This is a genomic window from Enterobacter cloacae complex sp. IR5403 (assembly GCF_049238705.1).
Lineage (GTDB): Bacteria > Pseudomonadota > Gammaproteobacteria > Enterobacterales > Enterobacteriaceae > Enterobacter > Enterobacter hormaechei_C.
The window spans coordinates 247774-266883 of record NZ_JBMKHP010000006.1; the positions used below are offsets into that span (position 1 = coordinate 247774).

Here is a 19110-nt window from a genome sequence, read left to right on the forward strand (position 1 = left end):
TCCAGTAACGATGTTATAACTGCGCATAGTGTAAGAGGGAACACCAACCTCGGCTTAACTATTCACATGAATTAAACTAATGGTTAACGATGGTTTTGCTAATAGCGCGACGCCGATCGCAAACCTGCCAGAAAAGGGTGGAATGTAAAGTATAGTCAAGGCTTCAGGCCGATTTGCAGGGCCAGCTCACGAATGATGCCTGCCGTCATGCCCCAGACAAAATAATGCTGATACCACGACAGCCAGACCCGATGATCGTGTCCGCGGCGGTGAATATCCAGCGGGTGATAGCGGCCCAGACGAAGGGCCTCTTCCAGCGGCATTTCGAACACCGCTGAAACTTCATCGACGCTGGCGTGATACTGAAGATCGGGCGGAATAATGCCAACGACCGGCGTGACCTGAAAACCGGTTACGCTGTCCACTGGCGGCAGCACGCCGATCACCTCGACCGTCTCCGGGGGGATCGCCACTTCCTCATGCGCTTCGCGCAGCGCGGCGGCAATCAGGGATGCATCGGTGCTGTCCACCGCGCCGCCCGGGAACGCAACCTGACCGGCGTGTTTTCGCATATGCGGTGAGCGCTGGGTAAGCAACAGACCCGGCTGCTCACGACGCACGACCGGGATCAGCACCGCCGCCTGACGTTGATTCAGCGTGGCGCGGTTAACCTGGGGCCGCAGAAGCTGAAAGCGCGACAGAAAATCATCCAGCGTCAGGTTGTCTTTCTTCACCGTGAGTTCTCCAGTTGTTTCAGGATACGATTCACTTTATCAAAGGTTTCCTGAAATTCCGCCTCCGCCTGGCTGTCGGCCACAATGCCACCGCCTGCGGAACAGTACAGGTTACCGTCGCAGGCCGTCAGGGTGCGAATAGTGATGCTGGTATCCATGGTGCCGCAGAGGCTCACATAGCCGATGCTGCCGCACCAGGCGTTGCGCCGATGCGGTTCCAGTTCGTCGATGATCTCCATCGCCCGGACCTTCGGCGCGCCGGTGATGGAGCCGCCCGGAAACGCGGCGCGGAGCAGATCGCAGGCGGTTCGTGAGGCTGGCAGGCGTGCGGTGATGGTGCTGACCAGATGATGCACCGCCGGGAATGGCTCCACGACGAACAGCTCCGGCACGCGCACGCTGCCCGGCTCGGCGACGCGGCCAATATCATTGCGCATCAGATCGACAATCATCAGGTTTTCAGCGCGATCTTTCGGCGAAGCTGCCAGCGTCTTCGCCTGCTGGCGGTCGGCGTCGGGGTTGGCAAGGCGCGGCAGGGTGCCCTTTATCGGGCGGGTCTGAATCATACCGTCAGCCAGGTGAATAAAACGCTCAGGCGAAAGGCTGAGGATGGCGCCGTGTTCAAGGCGTAAAAATGCGCTGAACGGGGCCTTATTGCTGGCATTGAGGCGGGTAAAAGCCTGCCATTCGTCTCCCTCGTACGCCGCCTGGAAACGCTGGGCAAGGTTGACCTGATAACAGTCGCCGCTGTGAAGATACGCCTGCACGCGGGAGAATTTTTCCGCGTATTCCTCCGCGCTCATGTTCGAGCGCCAGCCGGAGGTCAGCATAAAGCGTTCCGGGGTGGCGGGCCGTTGCGCCTCAAGCCAGGCCAGACGCGCCTGCACGTCCCGGTGGCTCAGCAGGGAAACCGTCTGCTTACGGTGATCCACGATCAGCGCCCAGTCATACAGCCCCACCGCCATATCCGGCAGGGAAATATCCGCCTGCGCATGCTCGGGCAGCGTTTCGAAACGGCGACCCAGATCGTAACCAAACAGGCCCAGCGCGCCCCCCTGGAAAGGCAGATCCGGATCCGGTGTGGCAGATAAGCCCAGAGCCTGGATCTCGTTCTGAAGCCGCATCAGCGGATCGTCCGTTGGCGACAGCGCATCGGTCGTCAGCGTTTTAACCGGGTCGGCCACCAGAATATCAAAGCGGCTGTAGGGGTGATTCGCATGGCCGGAGTGCAGCAGCATGGCAAAAGGAAGGTGGCTCAGACGGGCAAACCAGAACTCGGCGGCGTCTGCACGCCAGGGCAAGGTCATAACAGTGGGGAAGCGCATGTTCATGTATGGCATACTACCGGGCAGCGTGAAATAATTAGCGCGAATAATTTAGCAGGAGTTAACGATGTTTGCAGGTTTACCTTCTCTCAGCCATGACCAACAGCAGAAAGCCGTTGAACGTATTCAGGAGCTGATGTCCCAGGGGATGAGCAGCGGACAGGCAATTTCTCAGGTTGCGGAAGAACTTCGCGCCACCCATACCGGCGAGCGGATCGTGGCGCGCTTTGAGGATGAAGATGAAGAATAACCGGCTTACACTGCCGCGATAATCTTGATCTCAACCTTATATTCCGGTTTCATCAGCGTGGCCTGTACGGTGCAGCGTACAGGCGCGTGCCCCGCCACCACCCACGCATCCCAGGCTTTATTCATCGCCGCAAAATCGTCTTTATTCGCCAGAAAAATTGTCGCATCCAGAATGCGGGATTTATCGCTGCCCTGTTTTTCCAGTACGGCGTCGATCTGCGCCAGGGTGTTCGCGGTCTGCTCGAAGGCGTCAGCGTCCAGGTTGGCAGGGACGCCGGTGTAGTACAGCGTCTGGTTGTGGATCACCACATCAGACCAGCGGGCTTCGGCATCAATGCGCGTAATTGTCATAAACGTATCCTCGTTATCTTTCGTCGTCAGGCGGCAAGACTGCCATAATGTTCCGCCGTCGTCACTATTTGGGGTGGCACCGGAGAGAAGGGGCTGACATAATCCCTGTGCAAAAATACAGTGAGAGAACACCGTGGCAGACGATTTTTCCCCAGAAGGTCAGTTAGCACAGGCTATTCCCGGCTTTAAACCGCGCGAACCCCAACGTCAGATGGCGCATGCCGTTGCGCACGCTATCGACAAGGCGCAGCCGTTGGTCGTGGAGGCCGGTACCGGTACGGGGAAAACCTACGCTTACCTCGCTCCTGCGCTGCGGGCGAAAAAAAAGGTGATCATCTCTACGGGATCAAAAGCGCTCCAGGATCAGCTCTACAGCCGCGACTTACCCACGGTGGCGAAAGCGCTGAAATACAAAGGGCGTCTGGCCTTGCTGAAAGGGCGTTCTAACTACCTGTGTCTGGAGCGTCTTGAACAGCAGGCGCTGGCGGGCGGCGACCTGCCGGTACAAACCCTGAGCGATGTGATCGTCCTGCGCGCCTGGGCCAACCAGACGGAGGAGGGGGACATCAGCACCTGCGCGAGCGTGCCGGAAGACTCCCCAGCCTGGCCGCTGGTGACCAGCACCAATGACAACTGCCTCGGCAGCGACTGCCCGCTGTATAAAGACTGTTTTGTAGTGAAAGCGCGTAAAACCGCGATGGACGCCGACGTGGTGGTGGTGAACCATCACCTGTTTCTTGCGGATATGGTGGTCAAGGACAGTGGTTTCGGCGAGCTAATCCCGGAGGCGGAGGTGATGATCTTCGATGAAGCCCATCAGCTACCGGACATCGCCAGCCAGTATTTTGGTCAGTCGCTCTCCAGCCGTCAGCTTCAGGATCTGGCGAAAGATATTACCATCGCCTATCGCACCGAACTCAAAGATACCCAGCAGTTGCAGAAGTGCGCGGACCGCCTGGCGCAATGCGCACAGGACTTCCGCTTACAGCTTGGCGAGCCGGGCTATCGCGGCAACCTGCGCGAACTGCTCGCAGACAAAAATATCCAGCGCGCGCTGCTGCTGCTCGACGATGCCCTTGAACTCTGTTACGACGTAGCGAAGCTGTCCCTCGGACGTTCAGCGCTGCTGGACGCCGCCTTCGAGCGCGCCACGCTCTACCGTGGGCGGCTGAAGCGGCTGAAAGAGATCAACCAGCCGGGCTATAGCTACTGGTACGAATGTACCTCGCGCCACTTCACCCTGGCGCTCACGCCGCTGACCGTTGCCGATAAATTCAAAGAGGTGATGGCGCAAAAGCCCGGCACCTGGGTCTTTACCTCGGCCACGCTGTCGGTCAATGACGATCTGCACCACTTTACCGAGCGCCTCGGCATTGAGCAGGCGGAATCCCTGCTTCTGCCGAGCCCGTTCGACTATGAGAAACAGGCGCTGCTGTGCGTGCCGCGCAATCTGCCGCTGCCTAACCAGCCGGGCGCGGCGCGCCATCTGGCGGCCATGCTGAAGCCGATGATCGAGGCCAACAACGGGCGCTGCTTTATGCTCTGCACCTCACACGCCATGATGCGCGATCTGGCCGAGCAGTTCCGCGCCACCATGACACTACCGGTGCTGTTGCAGGGGGAAACCAGCAAAGGCCAGCTGCTCCAGCAGTTTGTCAGCGCCGGTAATGCCCTGCTGGTGGCGACCAGCAGCTTCTGGGAAGGGGTGGACGTGCGCGGCGATACGCTCTCGCTGGTGATTATCGATAAGCTGCCGTTCACATCGCCGGACGATCCGCTCCTGAAAGCGCGCATGGAGGATTGCCGTCTGCGCGGGGGCGATCCGTTCGACGACGTCCAGCTGCCGGACGCGGTCATCACGCTTAAACAGGGAGTAGGGCGACTGATCCGCGACGTCACCGACCGCGGGGTGCTGGTGATCTGCGACAACCGCCTGGTGATGCGTCCCTACGGCGCGACCTTCCTCGCCAGCCTGCCGCCCGCGCCGCGCACGCGGGATATTAAACGCGCGGTCCGCTTCCTGGCGAACCCGACGGCGGAGTAATTCTTCCCGGAGTGTGTTAAGATGCGCGCCATTTTGTGACTGACCATTGCGAGAGCGCGACGACTGATGCGAATTCTGGCTATTGATACCGCGACAGAGGCCTGTTCCGTTGCCCTGTGGAACGACGGTACGACTTTTGCTCATTTCGAAGAGTGCCCACGGGAACACACCCAACGTATTCTGCCCCTGGTAAAAACCATTTTAACCGAGGGCAACACCGCCCTGACTGACCTCGACGCGCTGGCCTACGGCCGTGGCCCGGGCAGCTTTACGGGCGTACGTATCGGGATAGGCATTGCGCAGGGGCTGGCGCTGGGCGCTGACCTGCCGATGATCGGCGTCTCAACGCTTGCGACCATGGCTCAGGGCGCCTGGCGCATGACCGGTGCCACCCGCGTGCTGGCTGCGATTGATGCCCGCATGGGGGAAGTCTACTGGGCGGAGTACACCCGTGACGAAAACGGCGTCTGGCACGGCGAAGAGACGGAAGCGGTGCTTAAACCTGACGCCGTCACCGGGCGCCTGAAACAGCTCTCCGGTGAGTGGGCGACGGTCGGAACCGGTTGGCCGGCATGGCCTGAGATGGCGAAGGACACCGGCCTTACGCTGGTGGACGGTAACATGCTCCTGCCCGCTGCAGAAGATATGCTGCCGATTGCCTGTCAGCTACTTGCCGCAGGAAAAACCGTGGCGGTTGAACACGCGGAACCGGTTTATTTACGAAACACCGTCGCGTGGAAGAAACTTCCTGGCCGCGCGTGAATCTCAGTAACAGGAACTGAGAAAAAGGAGTCGCATCATGGCGGTTCAGACTAAAGTTGTACGCTTTTTTATGGCAGGCGCGGTTGCCATAGCACTGAGCGGGTGCGTCACCGTTCCTGATGCGATCAAGGGCACCAGCCCGACGCCACAGCAGGATCTGGTACGCGTGATGAATGCCCCGGAGCTGTATGTCGGGCAGGAAGCGCGGTTTGGCGGCAAGGTGGTTGAAGTGCTAAACCAGCAGGGGAAAACCCGGCTGGAGATTGCCACCGTTCCGCTGGACGACGGCGCGCGGCCTGTTCTGGGTGAAGCCTCGCGCGGGCGGATCTACGCTGACGTCAGCGGCTTCCTCGATCCGGTAGATTTCCGCGGGCAGCTGGTGACCGTCGTCGGGCCGATTACCGGTTCGGTGGCGGGGAAAATCGGCAATACGCCATACAAATTTATGACCATGCAGGTGAACGGCTACAAACGCTGGCGTATCGCCCAGCAGGTGGTGATGCCGCCACAGCCTATCGATCCGTGGATGTGGGGTCCGCATCCGTATCGTTACGGCTACGGTGGCTGGGGTTGGTACAATCCAGGCCCTGCACAGGTTCAAACAATCGTAACTGAGTAACTTACTGTTATTGTTAGGAAAGAGACAGCGGCTCAGCCGCTGTCTCTGTTTTTTTACGGATAAAACGAAAAAAAAAGAGTGACGCGCTTCGCAACCTGCAATCTGAACAATTAATAAACTGGTACGCTGAGTTAATATAATGTTAACAAACTGTTTATTATCGGGGCTGTGATGACGACGAACACTCATTTCAGAGGTGATGCATTGAAAAAGGTTTGGCTTAACCGTTATCCCGCGGATGTCCCTGCGGAGATCAATCCTGACCGTTATCAATCCCTGATTGAATTATTTGAACACTCGGTACGGCGCTACGCTGACCAGCCCGCATTTGTGAATATGGGCGAAGTGATGACCTTCCGTAAGCTGGAAGAGCGCAGCCGGGCGTTTGCAGCCTATTTACAGGAAGGGTTGGGCTTGCAGAAAGGGGATCGCGTCGCGCTGATGATGCCAAACCTGCTGCAATACCCGGTGGCGCTGTTCGGGATCCTCAGGGCAGGGATGATCGTGGTTAACGTTAACCCGCTCTATACCCCGCGCGAGCTGGAACATCAGTTGAATGACAGCGGTGCGGCGGCGATTGTGATTGTCTCCAACTTTGCCCACACGCTGGAAAAAGTGGTTGAAAAAACCCAGGTTAAGCACGTCATCCTGACGCGCATGGGCGACCAGCTCTCTACCGCGAAAGGTACGCTGGTCAACTTTGTCGTTAAATACGTTAAGCGGCTGGTGCCGAAATACCACCTGCCGGATGCCATCTCCTTCCGCCGTGCCCTGCATGCGGGCTACCGGATGCAGTACGTGAAGCCGGAGATCGTGTCTGAGGATCTGGCCTTCCTGCAATACACGGGCGGCACCACCGGCGTGGCGAAAGGGGCGATGCTGACCCACCGTAACATGCTGGCGAACCTTGAGCAGGTTAATGCCACCTACGGACCGCTGCTGCATCCAGGCAAGGAGCTGGTGATCACCGCGCTTCCGCTGTATCACATTTTTGCGCTGACCATGAACTGCCTGCTGTTTATCGAGCTTGGCGGTCAAAACGTATTGATCACCAACCCGCGCGACATTCCGGGGCTGGTCAAAGAGCTGGCGAAATACCCGTTCACCGCCATGACCGGCGTGAACACCCTTTTTAACGCGCTGCTTAACAATAAAGAGTTCCAGCAGCTCGATTTCTCCACGCTGCACCTCTCTGCGGGCGGCGGGATGCCGGTTCAGCAGGCGGTGGCCGAGCGCTGGGTGAAACTCACCGGGCAGTATCTGCTGGAAGGCTATGGTCTGACGGAGTGCGCCCCGCTGGTCAGCGTTAACCCGCATGATATCGACTACCACAGCGGCAGTATCGGTCTGCCGGTCCCGTCGACGGAAGCAAAACTGGTGGATGATGAGGATAACGAAGTGCCTCACGGCGAGCCAGGAGAGCTGTGCGTCAGAGGGCCGCAGGTGATGCTGGGCTACTGGCAACGTCCGGATGCCACGGATGAGATCATCAAAGACGGCTGGCTGCACACGGGCGACATCGCGGTGATGGATGACGAAGGCTTCCTGCGCATCGTCGATCGCAAGAAAGACATGATTCTGGTGTCAGGTTTCAACGTCTATCCGAACGAAATCGAAGACGTGGTGATGCAGCACAGCGGCGTGCTGGAAGTGGCGGCGGTGGGGGTTCCTTCCGGCAGCAGCGGTGAAGCGGTGAAGATATTTGTGGTCAAGAAAGATCCTTCGCTTACCGAGGATGCGCTGATAACGTTTTGTCGCCGTCAGCTGACGGGCTATAAAGTGCCGAAGCTGGTGGAATTTCGGGATGAGCTGCCGAAATCCAACGTCGGGAAGATATTACGACGAGAATTACGTGACGAAGCCCGTGCCAAAGTGGACAATAAGGCCTGAGCTTCACGTTAATCGCCCAGACGCCGGTTAAGCCGGCGTTTTTTATGGGCGCAAACAAAAGAGAGTCCGATTTGAATTACCAGATGATCACTACCAACGACGAGCTGGCTTCGCTGTGCGAGGTGACGCGTGAATTTCCCGCTATCGCCCTGGATACGGAATTTGTCCGCACCCGAACGTACTATCCGCAGCTGGGTCTGATTCAGATGTATGACGGCAAACACGTGTCGTTGATTGACCCCCTCGGCATTACTGACTGGGCGCCAATGCGCGAGCTGTTGCTGGATACCGCCGTGACCAAATATCTGCACGCGGGCAGTGAAGATCTGGAAGTCTTTCTCAACACCTTTGGCATTATGCCGCAGCCGCTGATTGATACCCAGATCCTCGCGGCGTTCAGCGGTCGTCCGCTCTCCTGGGGTTTTGCGGCGATGGTGGAAGAGTACACCGGTCTGACGCTGGATAAGACCGAATCGCGTACCGACTGGCTCGCACGTCCGCTAACGGCGCGTCAGCTTGAATACGCCGCGGCAGACGTCTTTTACCTTCTTCCAATTGCCGGCCAGCTCATGAAAGAGGCTGAGGCGTCCGGTTGGCTGTCTGCCGCACTGGACGAGTGCCGCATGACGCAGCAGCGTCGCCAGGAAGTGGTTGATCCGAAAGAAGCCTGGCGTGACATCACCAACGCCTGGCAGCTGCGCACCCGCCAGCTGGCCTGTCTGCAACTGCTGGCTGACTGGCGTCTGCGTAAAGCGCGTGAGCGCGATCTGGCGGTTAACTTCGTGGTGCGTGAAGAACACCTGTGGGCGGTGGCGCGCTATATGCCGGGTAGCCTTGGCGAACTGGATAGCATTGGCCTTTCCGGAAGTGAGATCCGTTTCCACGGTAAAACGCTGCTCGCGCTGGTAGAGAAAGCGCAGCAGCTGCCGGAGGACGCACTGCCAGAACCGCTGCTTAACCTGATGGATATGCCGGGCTACCGCAAGGCGTTCAAAGATATCAAAGCGCTGGTGCAGACGGTGGCGGGGGAAAGCAAACTGAGTGCCGAACTGCTGGCTTCACGTCGTCAGATTAACCAGCTGCTGAACTGGCACTGGAAGTTGAAACCGCAAAATGGTTTACCGGAGCTGGTCGCCGGATGGCGGGGGGAACTGATGGCCGAACGCCTGAATACCCTGCTGGAAGGGTATCCGCGCTAAAGAATTGTAGCCCCGGTAAGCGCAGCGCCACCGGGGGAATTACCGGGCGGCGCGATGCTTGCCCGGCCTACAAAACCACAAACGGATTAACGCGACTCTTCCGCTTCCGGAAGCGTCACGTTCAGCTCCAGAATCGAAATATCCCCGTCTTTTTGCTCCAGCTGAACGGTGACCATCTCCGGGTCAATCTGCACGTATTTGCAGATCACTTCCAGAATGTCTTTGCGCAGCTGCGGCAGGTAGTGCGGTTCGGCGTCGCTACGACGACGTTCCGCCACAATGATTTGCAGACGTTCTTTTGCGATGTTGGCGGTGCTTTTTTTCCGCGAGAGAAAAAAGTCCAGTAATGCCATAACTTATCCTCCGAACAGGCGTTTGAGGAAACCTTTCTTCTCTTCTTCAATGAAGCGGAAAGGACGTTCTTCTCCCAGCAGACGGTCAACGGTATCCGCATACGCTTTACCCGCGTCTGCCTGTGTATCCAGGATCACGGGCTCGCCCTGGTTAGAGGCGCGCAACACGGACTGATCTTCCGGGATCACGCCAACCAGTTTGATGCGCAGGATCTCCAGCACGTCTTCCATGCTCAGCATGTCACCTTTGTTCACCCGGCCCGGGTTGTAGCGGGTCAGCAGCAGGTGCTCTTTGATTGGCTCCTGGCCATTTTCCGCGCGACGGGATTTCGAGGCCAGAATGCCGAGAATACGGTCGGAGTCACGTACTGACGAGACTTCCGGGTTGGTGGTGATGATGGCTTCATCCGCGAAGTAGAGCGCCATCAAAGCCCCGGTTTCGATACCGGCCGGGGAGTCGCAGACCACGAAGTCGAACTCCATCTTTTTCAGATCGTCGAGCACCTTTTCCACGCCTTCGCGGGTCAGGGCGTCTTTATCACGGGTCTGGGACGCCGGAAGAATGTAGAGGTTCTCGGTACGCTTATCTTTAATCAGCGCCTGGTTAAGGGTGGCATCGCCCTGAATGACGTTCACGAAGTCATACACCACGCGACGCTCGCAACCCATGATCAGGTCCAGGTTACGCAGACCGATATCGAAGTCGATTACGACGGTTTTCTTTCCCTTCTGGGCCAAACCAGTAGCGATGGCCGCGCTGGAGGTGGTCTTGCCAACGCCTCCTTTACCCGAAGTCACAACAATAATGCGTGCCATAGAAATTCCTTGTTAAAAGGGATCAATTTAACGGTTGAACGGTCAAAGCGTTATCTGCCAGTTGCAGACGGGCCGCTTTGCCATAAAATTCGGCTGGGATTTTATCGCTCAGCCAATATTCACCTGCGATAGACACCAGTTCTGCCGTCAGGTGAGTACAAAAAATTTGTGCTTCTCGATCGCCGCTGGCGCCCGCAAGCGCACGCCCACGCATCATACCGTAAACGTGAATATTGCCATCTGCAATCAGTTCTGCGCCCGCACTGACGTGGCTTGTAACAATCAGATCACAGTTTGGCGCATAAATGCGCTGACCGGAACGAACCGGCAGATCAATCAATCGCGTTTTTGTGACTGGGGCTACATTTTGCGCCGGAGGCGGGGGAGCGGGAACGGTTGCAGGCGTTGCACGCGGGGCTTTTTCTTTGCCCTCGTTCAACAAGGGCAAACCCGCGCGTTCAATTTCGGCTTTTAACTCTGCGTCTTTGCAGCCGCTAATACCCACGATGCGCAACCCCGTGGAGACGACGGCCTGCTGGAGTCGCTTCCAGTTAACCGGCCCCTCAAGGTCGCTTACATTGACGACGACAGGAGCATGCTTAAGAAAAGCGGGAGCCTGCGCGATTTTGTCTTCTAACGCCTGACGAATAACCTCGGGTTTTGCATCATGCAAATGAACCACTGATAAGGTGAAGCTACTGCCTTTAAGCTCGATGGGCGTATTTGACATCCTGGCCTTACTCAATTTGCTATTAACCGCAACACATCGCCGCGATATTCCGAAGAGTATCAGGCATGTTATAGTCAGGAGTATATTGAGGCAAGCAACCACCCATTAATTCAGAGTAAAAACATGTTTTGTGTGATCTACAGAAGTACCAGCCGCGACCAGACCTACCTTTATGTCGAAAAGAAAGACGATTTTTCCCGCGTGCCTGAAGAATTAATGAAAAGCTTTGGCCGACCGCAGCTGGCGATGCTGCTGCCGCTGGACGGCCGTAAGAAGCTGGTGAACGCCGATCTTGAGAAAGTCAAAAAGGCGTTAATCGAGCAGGGCTATTATTTACAGCTTCCGCCGCCACCGGAGAATTTATTAAAACAGCACCTTGAGCTGAGCGGAAAGAAATAAGCCCGGGTCCTTCCGGGAACAACTCATCAACCGATTAGGGGTCGACCATGTATCAACATCATAACTGGCAAGGTGCATTACTGGATTATCCCGTCAGCAAAGTGGTCTGCGTAGGCAGCAACTATGCAAAACATATTCAGGAGATGGGCAGCGCCGTGCCGGAAGAGCCGGTTCTGTTTATTAAGCCAGAAACCGCACTGTGCGATATTCGCCAGCCGCTGGTTCTGCCGCAGGGACTGGGCTCGGTGCATCATGAAGTGGAGCTGGCGGTGCTGATCGGCGCGACGCTGCGCCAGGCAACTGAAGAGCATGTAGAGAAGGCGATTGCGGGTTACGGTGTCGCGCTCGACCTCACGCTGCGTGACGTCCAGGGCAAAATGAAGAAAGCGGGGCAGCCGTGGGAAAAAGCCAAGGGTTTTGATAATTCATGCCCGATTTCCGGTTTCGTTCCGGTGAGTGAATTTACCGACGATCCGCAGAACACGCCCCTCAGCCTGAAGGTCAATGGCGAGATCCGCCAGCAGGGAAAGACCGCTGACATGATCCATAAGATTGTTCCGCTGATTGCCTACATGAGCCGCTTCTTCACCCTGAAACCCGGCGACGTGATCCTCACCGGCACCCCGGAAGGTGTGGGGCCGCTGCACAGTGGCGACGAGCTGGACGTCAGTTTTAACGGCCTGTCACTGAAAACCCGCGTACTGTAAAAGCACCTTGCCGCCTGAAAAGGGCGGCAAAACTTGCATCAACGTGCCAGACTCGTTATAAGGTGCGCTCTATTTTGACGTGTGGACATCCCGATGAACGACATTCCTTTCTGGCAAAGCAAAACTCTCGACGACATGACCGACGCGGAGTGGGAATCGTTGTGTGACGGCTGCGGGCAGTGCTGCCTGCATAAGCTGATGGATGAAGATTCGGACGAGATCTATTTCACCAACGTTGCCTGCAAGCAGTTAAACATCAAAACCTGCCAGTGCCGCAACTACGAGCGCCGTTTCGAATATGAGCCGGACTGCATCAAGTTAACCCGTGAAAATCTGCCGACCTTTGAGTGGCTGCCGCATACCTGCGCGTATCGCCTGCTGGCGGAAGGGAAAGATCTGCCGACATGGCATCCGCTGTTGACGGGGTCGAAAGCGGCGATGCACGGCGAACGTATTTCCGTGCGCCACATTGCGGTGAAAGAGTCCGAGGTGCGGGACTGGGAAGACCACATTATGAATCACCCTAATCGGTGACAATAAAAAACCCGCCTCGGCGGGTTTTTTATTGTTCACAATTGTGTCGGGTGGCGCTGTGCTTACCCGACCTGCAAAACTGACGTTGCCGTTTTGCTTTTACCGTCCAAAAAGATCGCGTTTCTTTGGTTTGAACGGCTGGGCAATCAGCACCAGCAGCGCCACCACAAAGTAGGCGACAAAAATGCCCACTAGCCACTGCGGCATCTCCAGCGTCAGAAATTCCCACTGGCGTACAGAGCAGTCACCGGAAGCCACAAATACCTGCGGCAGCCATTTATCCAGCGGCAGCCAGCTCGGGAAGCGGGCGGCAAAATCGCAGGTCATAAACGGCGACGGGTGAAGCTGCATCTGGGTGTGCTCCCAGGCAAGCGCAATGCCTTTCCCGGCGCTGTACAGCCAGATGGCAATGGCCGCATAGCGTAACGGTGTTTTGGGTGCAATCGCACCTACCAGACCCGCGCCCATAATGCCGAACAGCGCACAACGCTCATAAATACACAGTACGCAAGGTTTCAGCCCCATCACATGCTGAAACCACAGCGCAACCATTTCCAGCGCAAAGGCGGTCAGGGCCATCAACAACCACGCTCCGCGACCGCGTGAGCACTGGTTCAAAAATCGCAACATAATCATTTCCCTGGAACATGCTTAGACAGCGCAGTGTAAACGAATTTTAATGCGCCGCAAGTATACCTGCTTGCAACAACCATTGCGTACAGGGAACGAGAGTAATTTTGATGCACAACAAACCAACCAGGGTAAGCACCAGCGTATACGGCAGCGCCATCCAGACCATTCTTCCATAAGAAAGTCGTATGAGTGGCGCCAGCGCCGAGGTCAGCAGGAAGAGGAATGCCGCCTGACCGTTCGGGGTTGCCACGGAGGGGAGATTGGTTCCGGTGTTGATCGCCACCGCCAGCAGCTCGAACTGTTCACTGCTGACAATCCCTTGCTCCATCGCGGCTTTGGCCTCATTGATGTATACCGTACCGACAAAGACGTTATCGGATATAGAGGACAACAGACCGTTAAACAAATAGAACAGCGTTAGCTGCGAATCTGGCGTGGCCTGAAGCACAAACGCGATGATCGGCGCGAACAGATGTTGGTCAATAATCACCGCCACGACGGCGAAAAACACCGCCAGCAGGGCGGTAAACGGCAGCGCTTCGGTAAAGGCTTTTCCGATAGCATGTTCGTCCGTAACGCCGCTCAGGCTGGTTGCAAGGATAATTACCGACAGGCCAATCAGCCCCACCTCGGCAAGGTGGAAGGCCAGCGCAGCGATAAGCCACACGCCGATGAAACCCTGTGCAATCAGGCGCAGCGTCTCCTGGCGCGTGCGCTGTTTGCGGCTCTGCTCGTCAAACTTATGCAGCTCCTGGCGGACCTGATCGGGCAACTTCGCGCCATACCCAAAGAGGTTGAATTTTTCGACCAGCACACAGGTTGCTAACCCGCAGACCAGCACGGGCACGCTGACCGGCGCCATGCGCAGGAAAAATTCGCCAAAATGCCACTCAGCCGCTTTGGCGATAATCAGGTTTTGCGGCTCCCCGACCATGGTCATCACGCCGCCCAGCGCCGTCCCCACGCCCGCATGCATCATCAGGCTGCGCAGAAACGCGCGGAACTGTTCCAGCACATCGCGGTTGTGCGCCTCAACGTGGCTGTCGTCCTGCAAGTTATCGCCAGGACGAGACGAGGCCACCCGGTGGTAAATCCCGTAAAAGCCGACGGCGACGCTGATCACCACCGCAACCACCGTCAGCGCATCGAGGAAGGCAGAGAGGAAGGCCGCGGCGAGGCAAAACGCCAGCGAGAGCAGCGTTTTCGACGGAATGCTCAGCAGCAAACGGGTGAAGATAAACAGCAGAAGCTGCTTCATAAAGTAGATCCCCGCCACCATGAAGATCAGCAGCAGCAGGACTTCAAGATTCGACGCAATCTCGTTTTTAACATGCTCCGCGCTGGTCATGCCGATGACCACGGCTTCCAGCGCCAGCAGCCCGCCGGGCAACAGCGGATAGCACTTCAGCGCCATCGCCAGGGTAAAGATAAACTCGGCGACCAACATCCACCCGGCAACGAAGGGATCCAGCAAAAAGATAACGGGATTAACGACCAGGAATACCAGTAAAGTGAGTTTGTACCAGTCAGGTGACTGACCTAAAAAGTTGCGCCACAGCGCGCGCCCAAATGAAATTTCCACGACAGACGTCCTTTCCCCGTCAAATAAGACAAGACATCAGTATACGCAAAAATGGCAGCAGAGCGGGGGATTAAGCCATTTGTAAATTTCATAAAAATGAAACGGCGATCCCTCTTTTCTGTCTCTGCTGCGCTACCTGCCTCTGCACGCCTCTGGTATGATGAGTGCAATTTGCTAAAGCTGTGTAATGGAAATCTCACTATGGTCATTAAGGCGCAGAGCCCGGCGGGTTTCGCGGAAGAGTACATCATTGAAAGCATCTGGAATAATCGTTTCCCTGCGGGATCAATTCTACCTGCTGAACGCGAACTCTCTGAACTGATTGGCGTCACCCGTACCACGCTGCGAGAAGTGCTCCAGCGTCTGGCGCGCGATGGCTGGTTGACGATACAGCATGGCAAACCCACTAAGGTGAACAACTTCTGGGAAACGTCCGGGCTGAACATTCTGGAAACGCTGGCGCGCCTCGACCACGAAAGCGTACCGCAGCTGATTGATAATCTGCTTTCCGTGCGCACCAACATCGCCACCATTTTCATCCGCACCGCGTTTCGCCAGCACCCTGAAGATGCGCTGAAGGTGCTTGCCACCGCTAATGAGGTGGAAGACCACGCGGATGCCTTTGCGACCCTGGATTACAACGTGTTCCGCGGCCTGGCGTTTGCTTCCGGCAATCCGGTTTACGGTCTGATCCTGAATGGAATGAAGGGGTTATATACGCGCATTGGTCGTCACTACTTTGCTAACCCTGAAGCCCGCAGCCTGGCGCTCGGCTTCTACCATAAACTGAGCAAACTCTGCACCGAAGGGCTGCACGATCAGGTCTATGAAACGGTGCGTCGTTACGGCCACGACTCCGGTGAAATCTGGCACCGAATGCAGAAAACGCTGCCGGGTGATTTAGCGATTCAGGGCCGGTAAAAGAAAAAACCTCTCGATTGAGAGGTTTTTTTTCGCCCGGTGGCGCTTCGCTTACCGGGCCTACAAAACCCGTAGGCCGGGTAAGGCGTAGCCGCCACCCGGCAACAAACTACAGCGTATTCATCCGCGCCGGACACCGCTCCAGCAGCTCCACACTGCCATCTTCGTTCTGCTGCTCCAGCAACACGTCAAATCCCCACAGGCGATGCACATGCTTCAGCACTTCCTTACGCCCCTTATCCAGCGGCGCGCGGTTGTGCGGAATATAGCGCAACGTCAGGGAGCGATCGCCGCGCAGATCCACGTTCCAGACCTGAATATTCGGTTCAAGATTACTCAGGTTGTACTGGGACGACAGGCGCGAGCGGATCTCGCGATAGCCCTCTTCGTTGTGGATCGCGGAGATCTCCAGGTAGTTGTTGCGGTCATCATCCAGTACGGTAAAGAAGCGGAAATCACGCATGATCTTCGGCGACATGAACTGGCTGATAAAGCTCTCATCCTTAAAATCACGCATCGCGAAGTGCAGCGTTTCCAGCCAGTCGGAACCGGCAATATCCGGGAACCAGTATTTGTCCTCTTCGGTGGGCGACTGACAAATACGCTTGATATCCTGGAACATGGCAAAGCCGAGCGCGTACGGATTAATGCCGCTGTACCACGGGCTGTTATATGCCGGCTGGAACACCACGTTGGTGTGGCTGTGCAGAAACTCCATCATAAACCGCTCGGTGACTTTTCCTTCGTCGTACAGGTGGTTAAGAATGGTGTAGTGCCAGAAGGTCGCCCAGCCTTCGTTCATCACCTGGGTCTGCTTCTGCGGATAGAAATACTGGCTCACCTTGCGCACGATGCGCAGGATCTCACGCTGCCACGGCTCCAGCAGCGGGGCGTTTTTCTCCATAAAGTAGAGCAGGTTTTCCTGCGGCTCGGAAGGGTAGCGACGCGCCTCGGCGACGGTTTTCTCCTCTTCACGTTTTGGCAGGGTGCGCCACAGCATATTCACCTGGCTTTGCAGATACTCCTCGCGGCTCTTCTGCCGGGCTTTCTCTTCCTGCAATGAGATCTTCTGCGGACGCTTATAGCGGTCAACGCCGTAGTTCATCAGCGCGTGGCAGGAATCCAGCAGCTTCTCCACCTCGTCCACGCCGTAGCGCTCTTCGCAGTCGGTAATGTATTTGCGGGCGAAGATTAGATAATCGACGATGGAGCTGGCGTCCGTCCAGCTGCGGAACAGGTAGTTATTTTTGAAGAACGAGTTATGTCCATAGCAGGCGTGCGCCATCACCAGCGCCTGCATGGTAATGGTGTTCTCCTCCATCAGATAGGCAATACACGGGTTAGAGTTAATGACGATTTCATACGCCAGTCCCTGCTGCCCGTGCTTATACAGCCGCTCTGTCTCAATGAATTTTTTGCCAAACGACCAGTGCGGATAGTTAATCGGCATCCCGACGCTGGAGTAAGCGTCCATCATCTGTTCCGAGGTGATGACTTCAATCTGATGGGGGTAGGTATCCAGACGATAGAGTTTGGCCACCCGGTCGATCTCCGCCAGGTAGACATCCAGCAACTCGAAGGTCCAGTCGGGTCCATCGCTCAGACGGGTGCTGTCCCTGGACATGGAATCTAGTGTAGCCATTAGCGCGCCCTCGTTGTTGGTCGCTCTCTCTGACTGGAGAGCCTCCTTTCAAGCATAGATCACCCCATTCAAATACGCGGGGCGCAGAAATTTTTTCTTTGCGATTTCGCGTTTTCGATACGGCAAAAAAAGCGGTGCTCACAGAATTTTCTACTGGTTAAAAATAACGCGCAGCAGGAGATCCCAAATAAGCGCCATCCCCTTATACAGCGGGATATGTGAGTTGAGTCACCATAAAAAAGTCATATGTTGAATAATATTTTCAACTAGGTTATCAATCTGTAATTAGATGATTGTTCTTTTGCTCATAATGGAGTGGCTATGCGTGTTGTCATACTGGGAAGTGGTGTCGTTGGCGTAACCAGCGCCTGGTATTTAAGTCAGGCGGGACATGAGGTTACCGTTATCGATCGCGAATCCGGTCCGGCGCTGGAAACCAGTGCGGCGAATGCGGGGCAAATCTCCCCGGGCTACGCTGCGCCGTGGGCGGCCCCGGGCGTTCCGCTGAAGGCGATCAAATGGATGTTTCAGCGACATGCGCCGCTGGCGATAAGTCTTGACGGCACGCAGTTCCAGCTTAAGTGGATGTGGCAGATGCTGCGCAACTGCGACACCCGCCACTACATGGAAAACAAAGGGCGCATGGTGCGGCTGGCGGAATACAGCCGTGATTGCCTGAAAGCGCTGCGTGCCTCAACGGGCATTGAATATGAAGGGCGTCAGGGCGGCACGCTTCAGCTGTTCCGTACCGCGCAACAGTACGAAAACGCGACCCGCGATATCGCCGTGCTTGAAGATGCGGGCGTACCGTATCAGCTGCTGGAAGCCAGCCAGCTGGCGCAGGTGGAACCAGCGCTTGCCGAGGTCGCGCATAAGCTGACGGGCGGTCTGCGTTTACCGAACGATGAAACCGGCGACTGCCAGCTTTTCACCCAGCGTCTGGCGCGCATGTGTGAACAGGCCGGGGTGAAATTCCGCTTCAATACTTCTGTCGACAAACTGCTGTCGGAAGGGGAGAAGATTTACGGCGTGAAGTGTGGGGAAGAGGTAATTAAAGCCGATGCCTACGTGATGGCGTTTGGTTCCTACTCAACCGCGATGCTGAAAGGCATCCTGGATATCCCGGTCTATCCGCTGAAAGGCTACTCCCTGACCATTCCTGTGAAAGAGGACAGCGGCGCGCCGGTCTCGACCATTCTTGATGAAACCTACAAAATCGCCATCACCCGCTTCGATAACCGGATCCGCGTCGGCGGCATGGCGGAAATCGTGGGCTTCAATACCGAGCTGCTCAAACCGCGTCGTGAAACGCTGGAGATGGTCGTGGGCGATCTCTTCCCGCGCGGCGGCTTCATTGAGCAGGCAACGTTCTGGACCGGCCTGCGCCCAATGACCCCGGACGGCACGCCGATTGTGGGCCGTACGCCATACAAAAATCTGTGGACCAACACCGGCCACGGCACGCTTGGCTGGACCATGGCCTGCGGTTCGGGCCAGCTGCTGAGCGACCTGATCTCCGGGCGGACGCCGGCAATTCCGTTTGACGATTTGAGCGCCGCACGCTATCAATCAGGATTTACCCCATCGCGTCCACAACACCTGCACGGCGCGCATAATTAA

At 56.6% G+C, this 19110-nt stretch carries 20 protein-coding genes; 11 read left to right on the forward strand and 9 right to left on the reverse strand.

Features of this window, described 5'->3' with window-relative positions:
- Positions 1-155 precede the first annotated feature (155 nt).
- Both ACOTW6_RS11550 and pabB read right to left on the reverse strand, forming a co-directional pair.
- Positions 156-734, reverse strand: a complete 579-nt coding sequence (locus ACOTW6_RS11550; RefSeq protein WP_032671651.1) for a CoA pyrophosphatase — start codon at positions 732-734, stop codon at positions 156-158.
- Positions 731-2065 (reverse strand): aminodeoxychorismate synthase component 1, encoded by a 1335-nt coding sequence (pabB, locus tag ACOTW6_RS11555; protein WP_219241165.1) that lies wholly within the window; start codon positions 2063-2065, stop codon positions 731-733. Before pabB ends, ACOTW6_RS11550 begins: the two co-directional genes overlap by 4 nt.
- A 61-nt stretch (positions 2066-2126) precedes the next feature.
- Between pabB and ACOTW6_RS11560 the strand changes: the two genes are divergently transcribed.
- Positions 2127-2309: a YoaH family protein gene (locus tag ACOTW6_RS11560; protein ID WP_003859925.1), complete on the forward strand. Its 183-nt coding sequence runs from the start codon at positions 2127-2129 to the stop codon at positions 2307-2309.
- 5 nt (positions 2310-2314) lie between these two features.
- On the opposite strand, the gene ACOTW6_RS11565 is transcribed toward ACOTW6_RS11560, so the two are convergent.
- Positions 2315-2659, reverse strand: a complete 345-nt coding sequence (locus ACOTW6_RS11565) for a RidA family protein (RefSeq protein ID WP_003859927.1) — start codon at positions 2657-2659, stop codon at positions 2315-2317.
- 133 nt (positions 2660-2792) lie between these two features.
- Between ACOTW6_RS11565 and ACOTW6_RS11570 the strand changes: the two genes are divergently transcribed.
- The 5 genes from ACOTW6_RS11570 to rnd all read left to right on the forward strand — a co-directional run bounded on the left by ACOTW6_RS11570 (position 2793) and on the right by rnd (position 9173).
- Positions 2793-4703 (forward strand): ATP-dependent DNA helicase, encoded by a 1911-nt coding sequence (locus tag ACOTW6_RS11570; protein ID WP_023303884.1) that lies wholly within the window; start codon positions 2793-2795, stop codon positions 4701-4703.
- Positions 4704-4769: 66 nt separating this feature from the next.
- On the forward strand, positions 4770-5465 hold the full coding sequence (gene tsaB / locus ACOTW6_RS11575) for a tRNA (adenosine(37)-N6)-threonylcarbamoyltransferase complex dimerization subunit type 1 TsaB (RefSeq protein ID WP_213789259.1): 696 nt from the start codon (positions 4770-4772) through the stop codon (positions 5463-5465).
- 37 nt (positions 5466-5502) lie between these two features.
- The gene (locus ACOTW6_RS11580) at positions 5503-6084 is read left to right on the forward strand and encodes a Slp family lipoprotein (RefSeq protein WP_003859931.1); all 582 of its coding nucleotides are present in this window, start codon (positions 5503-5505) and stop codon (positions 6082-6084) included.
- A gap of 204 nt (positions 6085-6288) precedes the next feature.
- Entirely contained in the window at positions 6289-7974 is a 1686-nt protein-coding gene (gene fadD, locus ACOTW6_RS11585) for a long-chain-fatty-acid--CoA ligase FadD (protein WP_003859933.1), read from the forward strand.
- A gap of 83 nt (positions 7975-8057) precedes the next feature.
- The gene (gene rnd, locus ACOTW6_RS11590) at positions 8058-9173 is read left to right on the forward strand and encodes a ribonuclease D (RefSeq protein WP_213789272.1); all 1116 of its coding nucleotides are present in this window, start codon (positions 8058-8060) and stop codon (positions 9171-9173) included.
- Between the two features lie 86 nt (positions 9174-9259).
- On the opposite strand, the gene minE is transcribed toward rnd, so the two are convergent.
- Genes minE through minC form a run of 3 tightly spaced genes read right to left on the reverse strand, consistent with a single transcriptional unit; the run spans position 9260 to position 11072 of the window.
- A complete protein-coding gene (minE, locus tag ACOTW6_RS11595) occupies positions 9260-9526 on the reverse strand; it encodes a cell division topological specificity factor MinE (protein WP_003859937.1) in 267 nt (88 codons plus the stop codon).
- Positions 9527-9529: 3 nt separating this feature from the next.
- Positions 9530-10342 (reverse strand): septum site-determining protein MinD, encoded by an 813-nt coding sequence (gene minD, locus ACOTW6_RS11600; protein WP_003859938.1) that lies wholly within the window; start codon positions 10340-10342, stop codon positions 9530-9532.
- Positions 10343-10364: 22 nt separating this feature from the next.
- The gene (gene minC / locus ACOTW6_RS11605; protein WP_015570311.1) at positions 10365-11072 is read right to left on the reverse strand and encodes a septum site-determining protein MinC; all 708 of its coding nucleotides are present in this window, start codon (positions 11070-11072) and stop codon (positions 10365-10367) included.
- Between the two features lie 123 nt (positions 11073-11195).
- Between minC and ACOTW6_RS11610 the strand changes: the two genes are divergently transcribed.
- The 3 genes from ACOTW6_RS11610 (at position 11196) to ACOTW6_RS11620 (ending at position 12712) form a co-directional block, all read left to right on the forward strand.
- Positions 11196-11471 carry a YcgL domain-containing protein gene (locus tag ACOTW6_RS11610; protein WP_015570312.1) on the forward strand — a complete coding sequence of 92 codons (276 nt, stop codon included), beginning with the start codon at positions 11196-11198 and terminating at the stop codon, positions 11469-11471.
- Positions 11472-11518: 47 nt separating this feature from the next.
- Positions 11519-12178, forward strand: coding sequence for a fumarylacetoacetate hydrolase family protein (locus ACOTW6_RS11615; RefSeq protein WP_196083532.1), 660 nt, complete (start codon positions 11519-11521; stop codon positions 12176-12178).
- Positions 12179-12271: 93 nt separating this feature from the next.
- Positions 12272-12712 (forward strand): YcgN family cysteine cluster protein, encoded by a 441-nt coding sequence (locus ACOTW6_RS11620; protein WP_015570314.1) that lies wholly within the window; start codon positions 12272-12274, stop codon positions 12710-12712.
- 99 nt (positions 12713-12811) lie between these two features.
- On the opposite strand, the gene dsbB is transcribed toward ACOTW6_RS11620, so the two are convergent.
- A complete protein-coding gene (gene dsbB, locus ACOTW6_RS11625; RefSeq protein ID WP_032622423.1) occupies positions 12812-13342 on the reverse strand; it encodes a disulfide bond formation protein DsbB in 531 nt (176 codons plus the stop codon).
- 46 nt (positions 13343-13388) lie between these two features.
- Positions 13389-14927: a Na(+)/H(+) antiporter NhaB gene (gene nhaB, locus ACOTW6_RS11630; protein ID WP_047051749.1), complete on the reverse strand. Its 1539-nt coding sequence runs from the start codon at positions 14925-14927 to the stop codon at positions 13389-13391.
- Positions 14928-15128: 201 nt separating this feature from the next.
- Between nhaB and fadR the strand changes: the two genes are divergently transcribed.
- On the forward strand, positions 15129-15848 hold the full coding sequence (gene fadR / locus ACOTW6_RS11635; protein WP_003859951.1) for a fatty acid metabolism transcriptional regulator FadR: 720 nt from the start codon (positions 15129-15131) through the stop codon (positions 15846-15848).
- A 109-nt stretch (positions 15849-15957) separates the two neighbouring features.
- Here the strand turns inward: fadR and ACOTW6_RS11640 are convergent, their stop codons facing one another.
- Positions 15958-17490 carry a SpoVR family protein gene (locus ACOTW6_RS11640; protein WP_006810976.1) on the reverse strand — a complete coding sequence of 511 codons (1533 nt, stop codon included), beginning with the start codon at positions 17488-17490 and terminating at the stop codon, positions 15958-15960.
- Positions 17491-17811: 321 nt separating this feature from the next.
- Between ACOTW6_RS11640 and ACOTW6_RS11645 the strand changes: the two genes are divergently transcribed.
- A complete protein-coding gene (locus tag ACOTW6_RS11645) occupies positions 17812-19110 on the forward strand; it encodes a D-amino acid dehydrogenase (protein WP_015570317.1) in 1299 nt (432 codons plus the stop codon).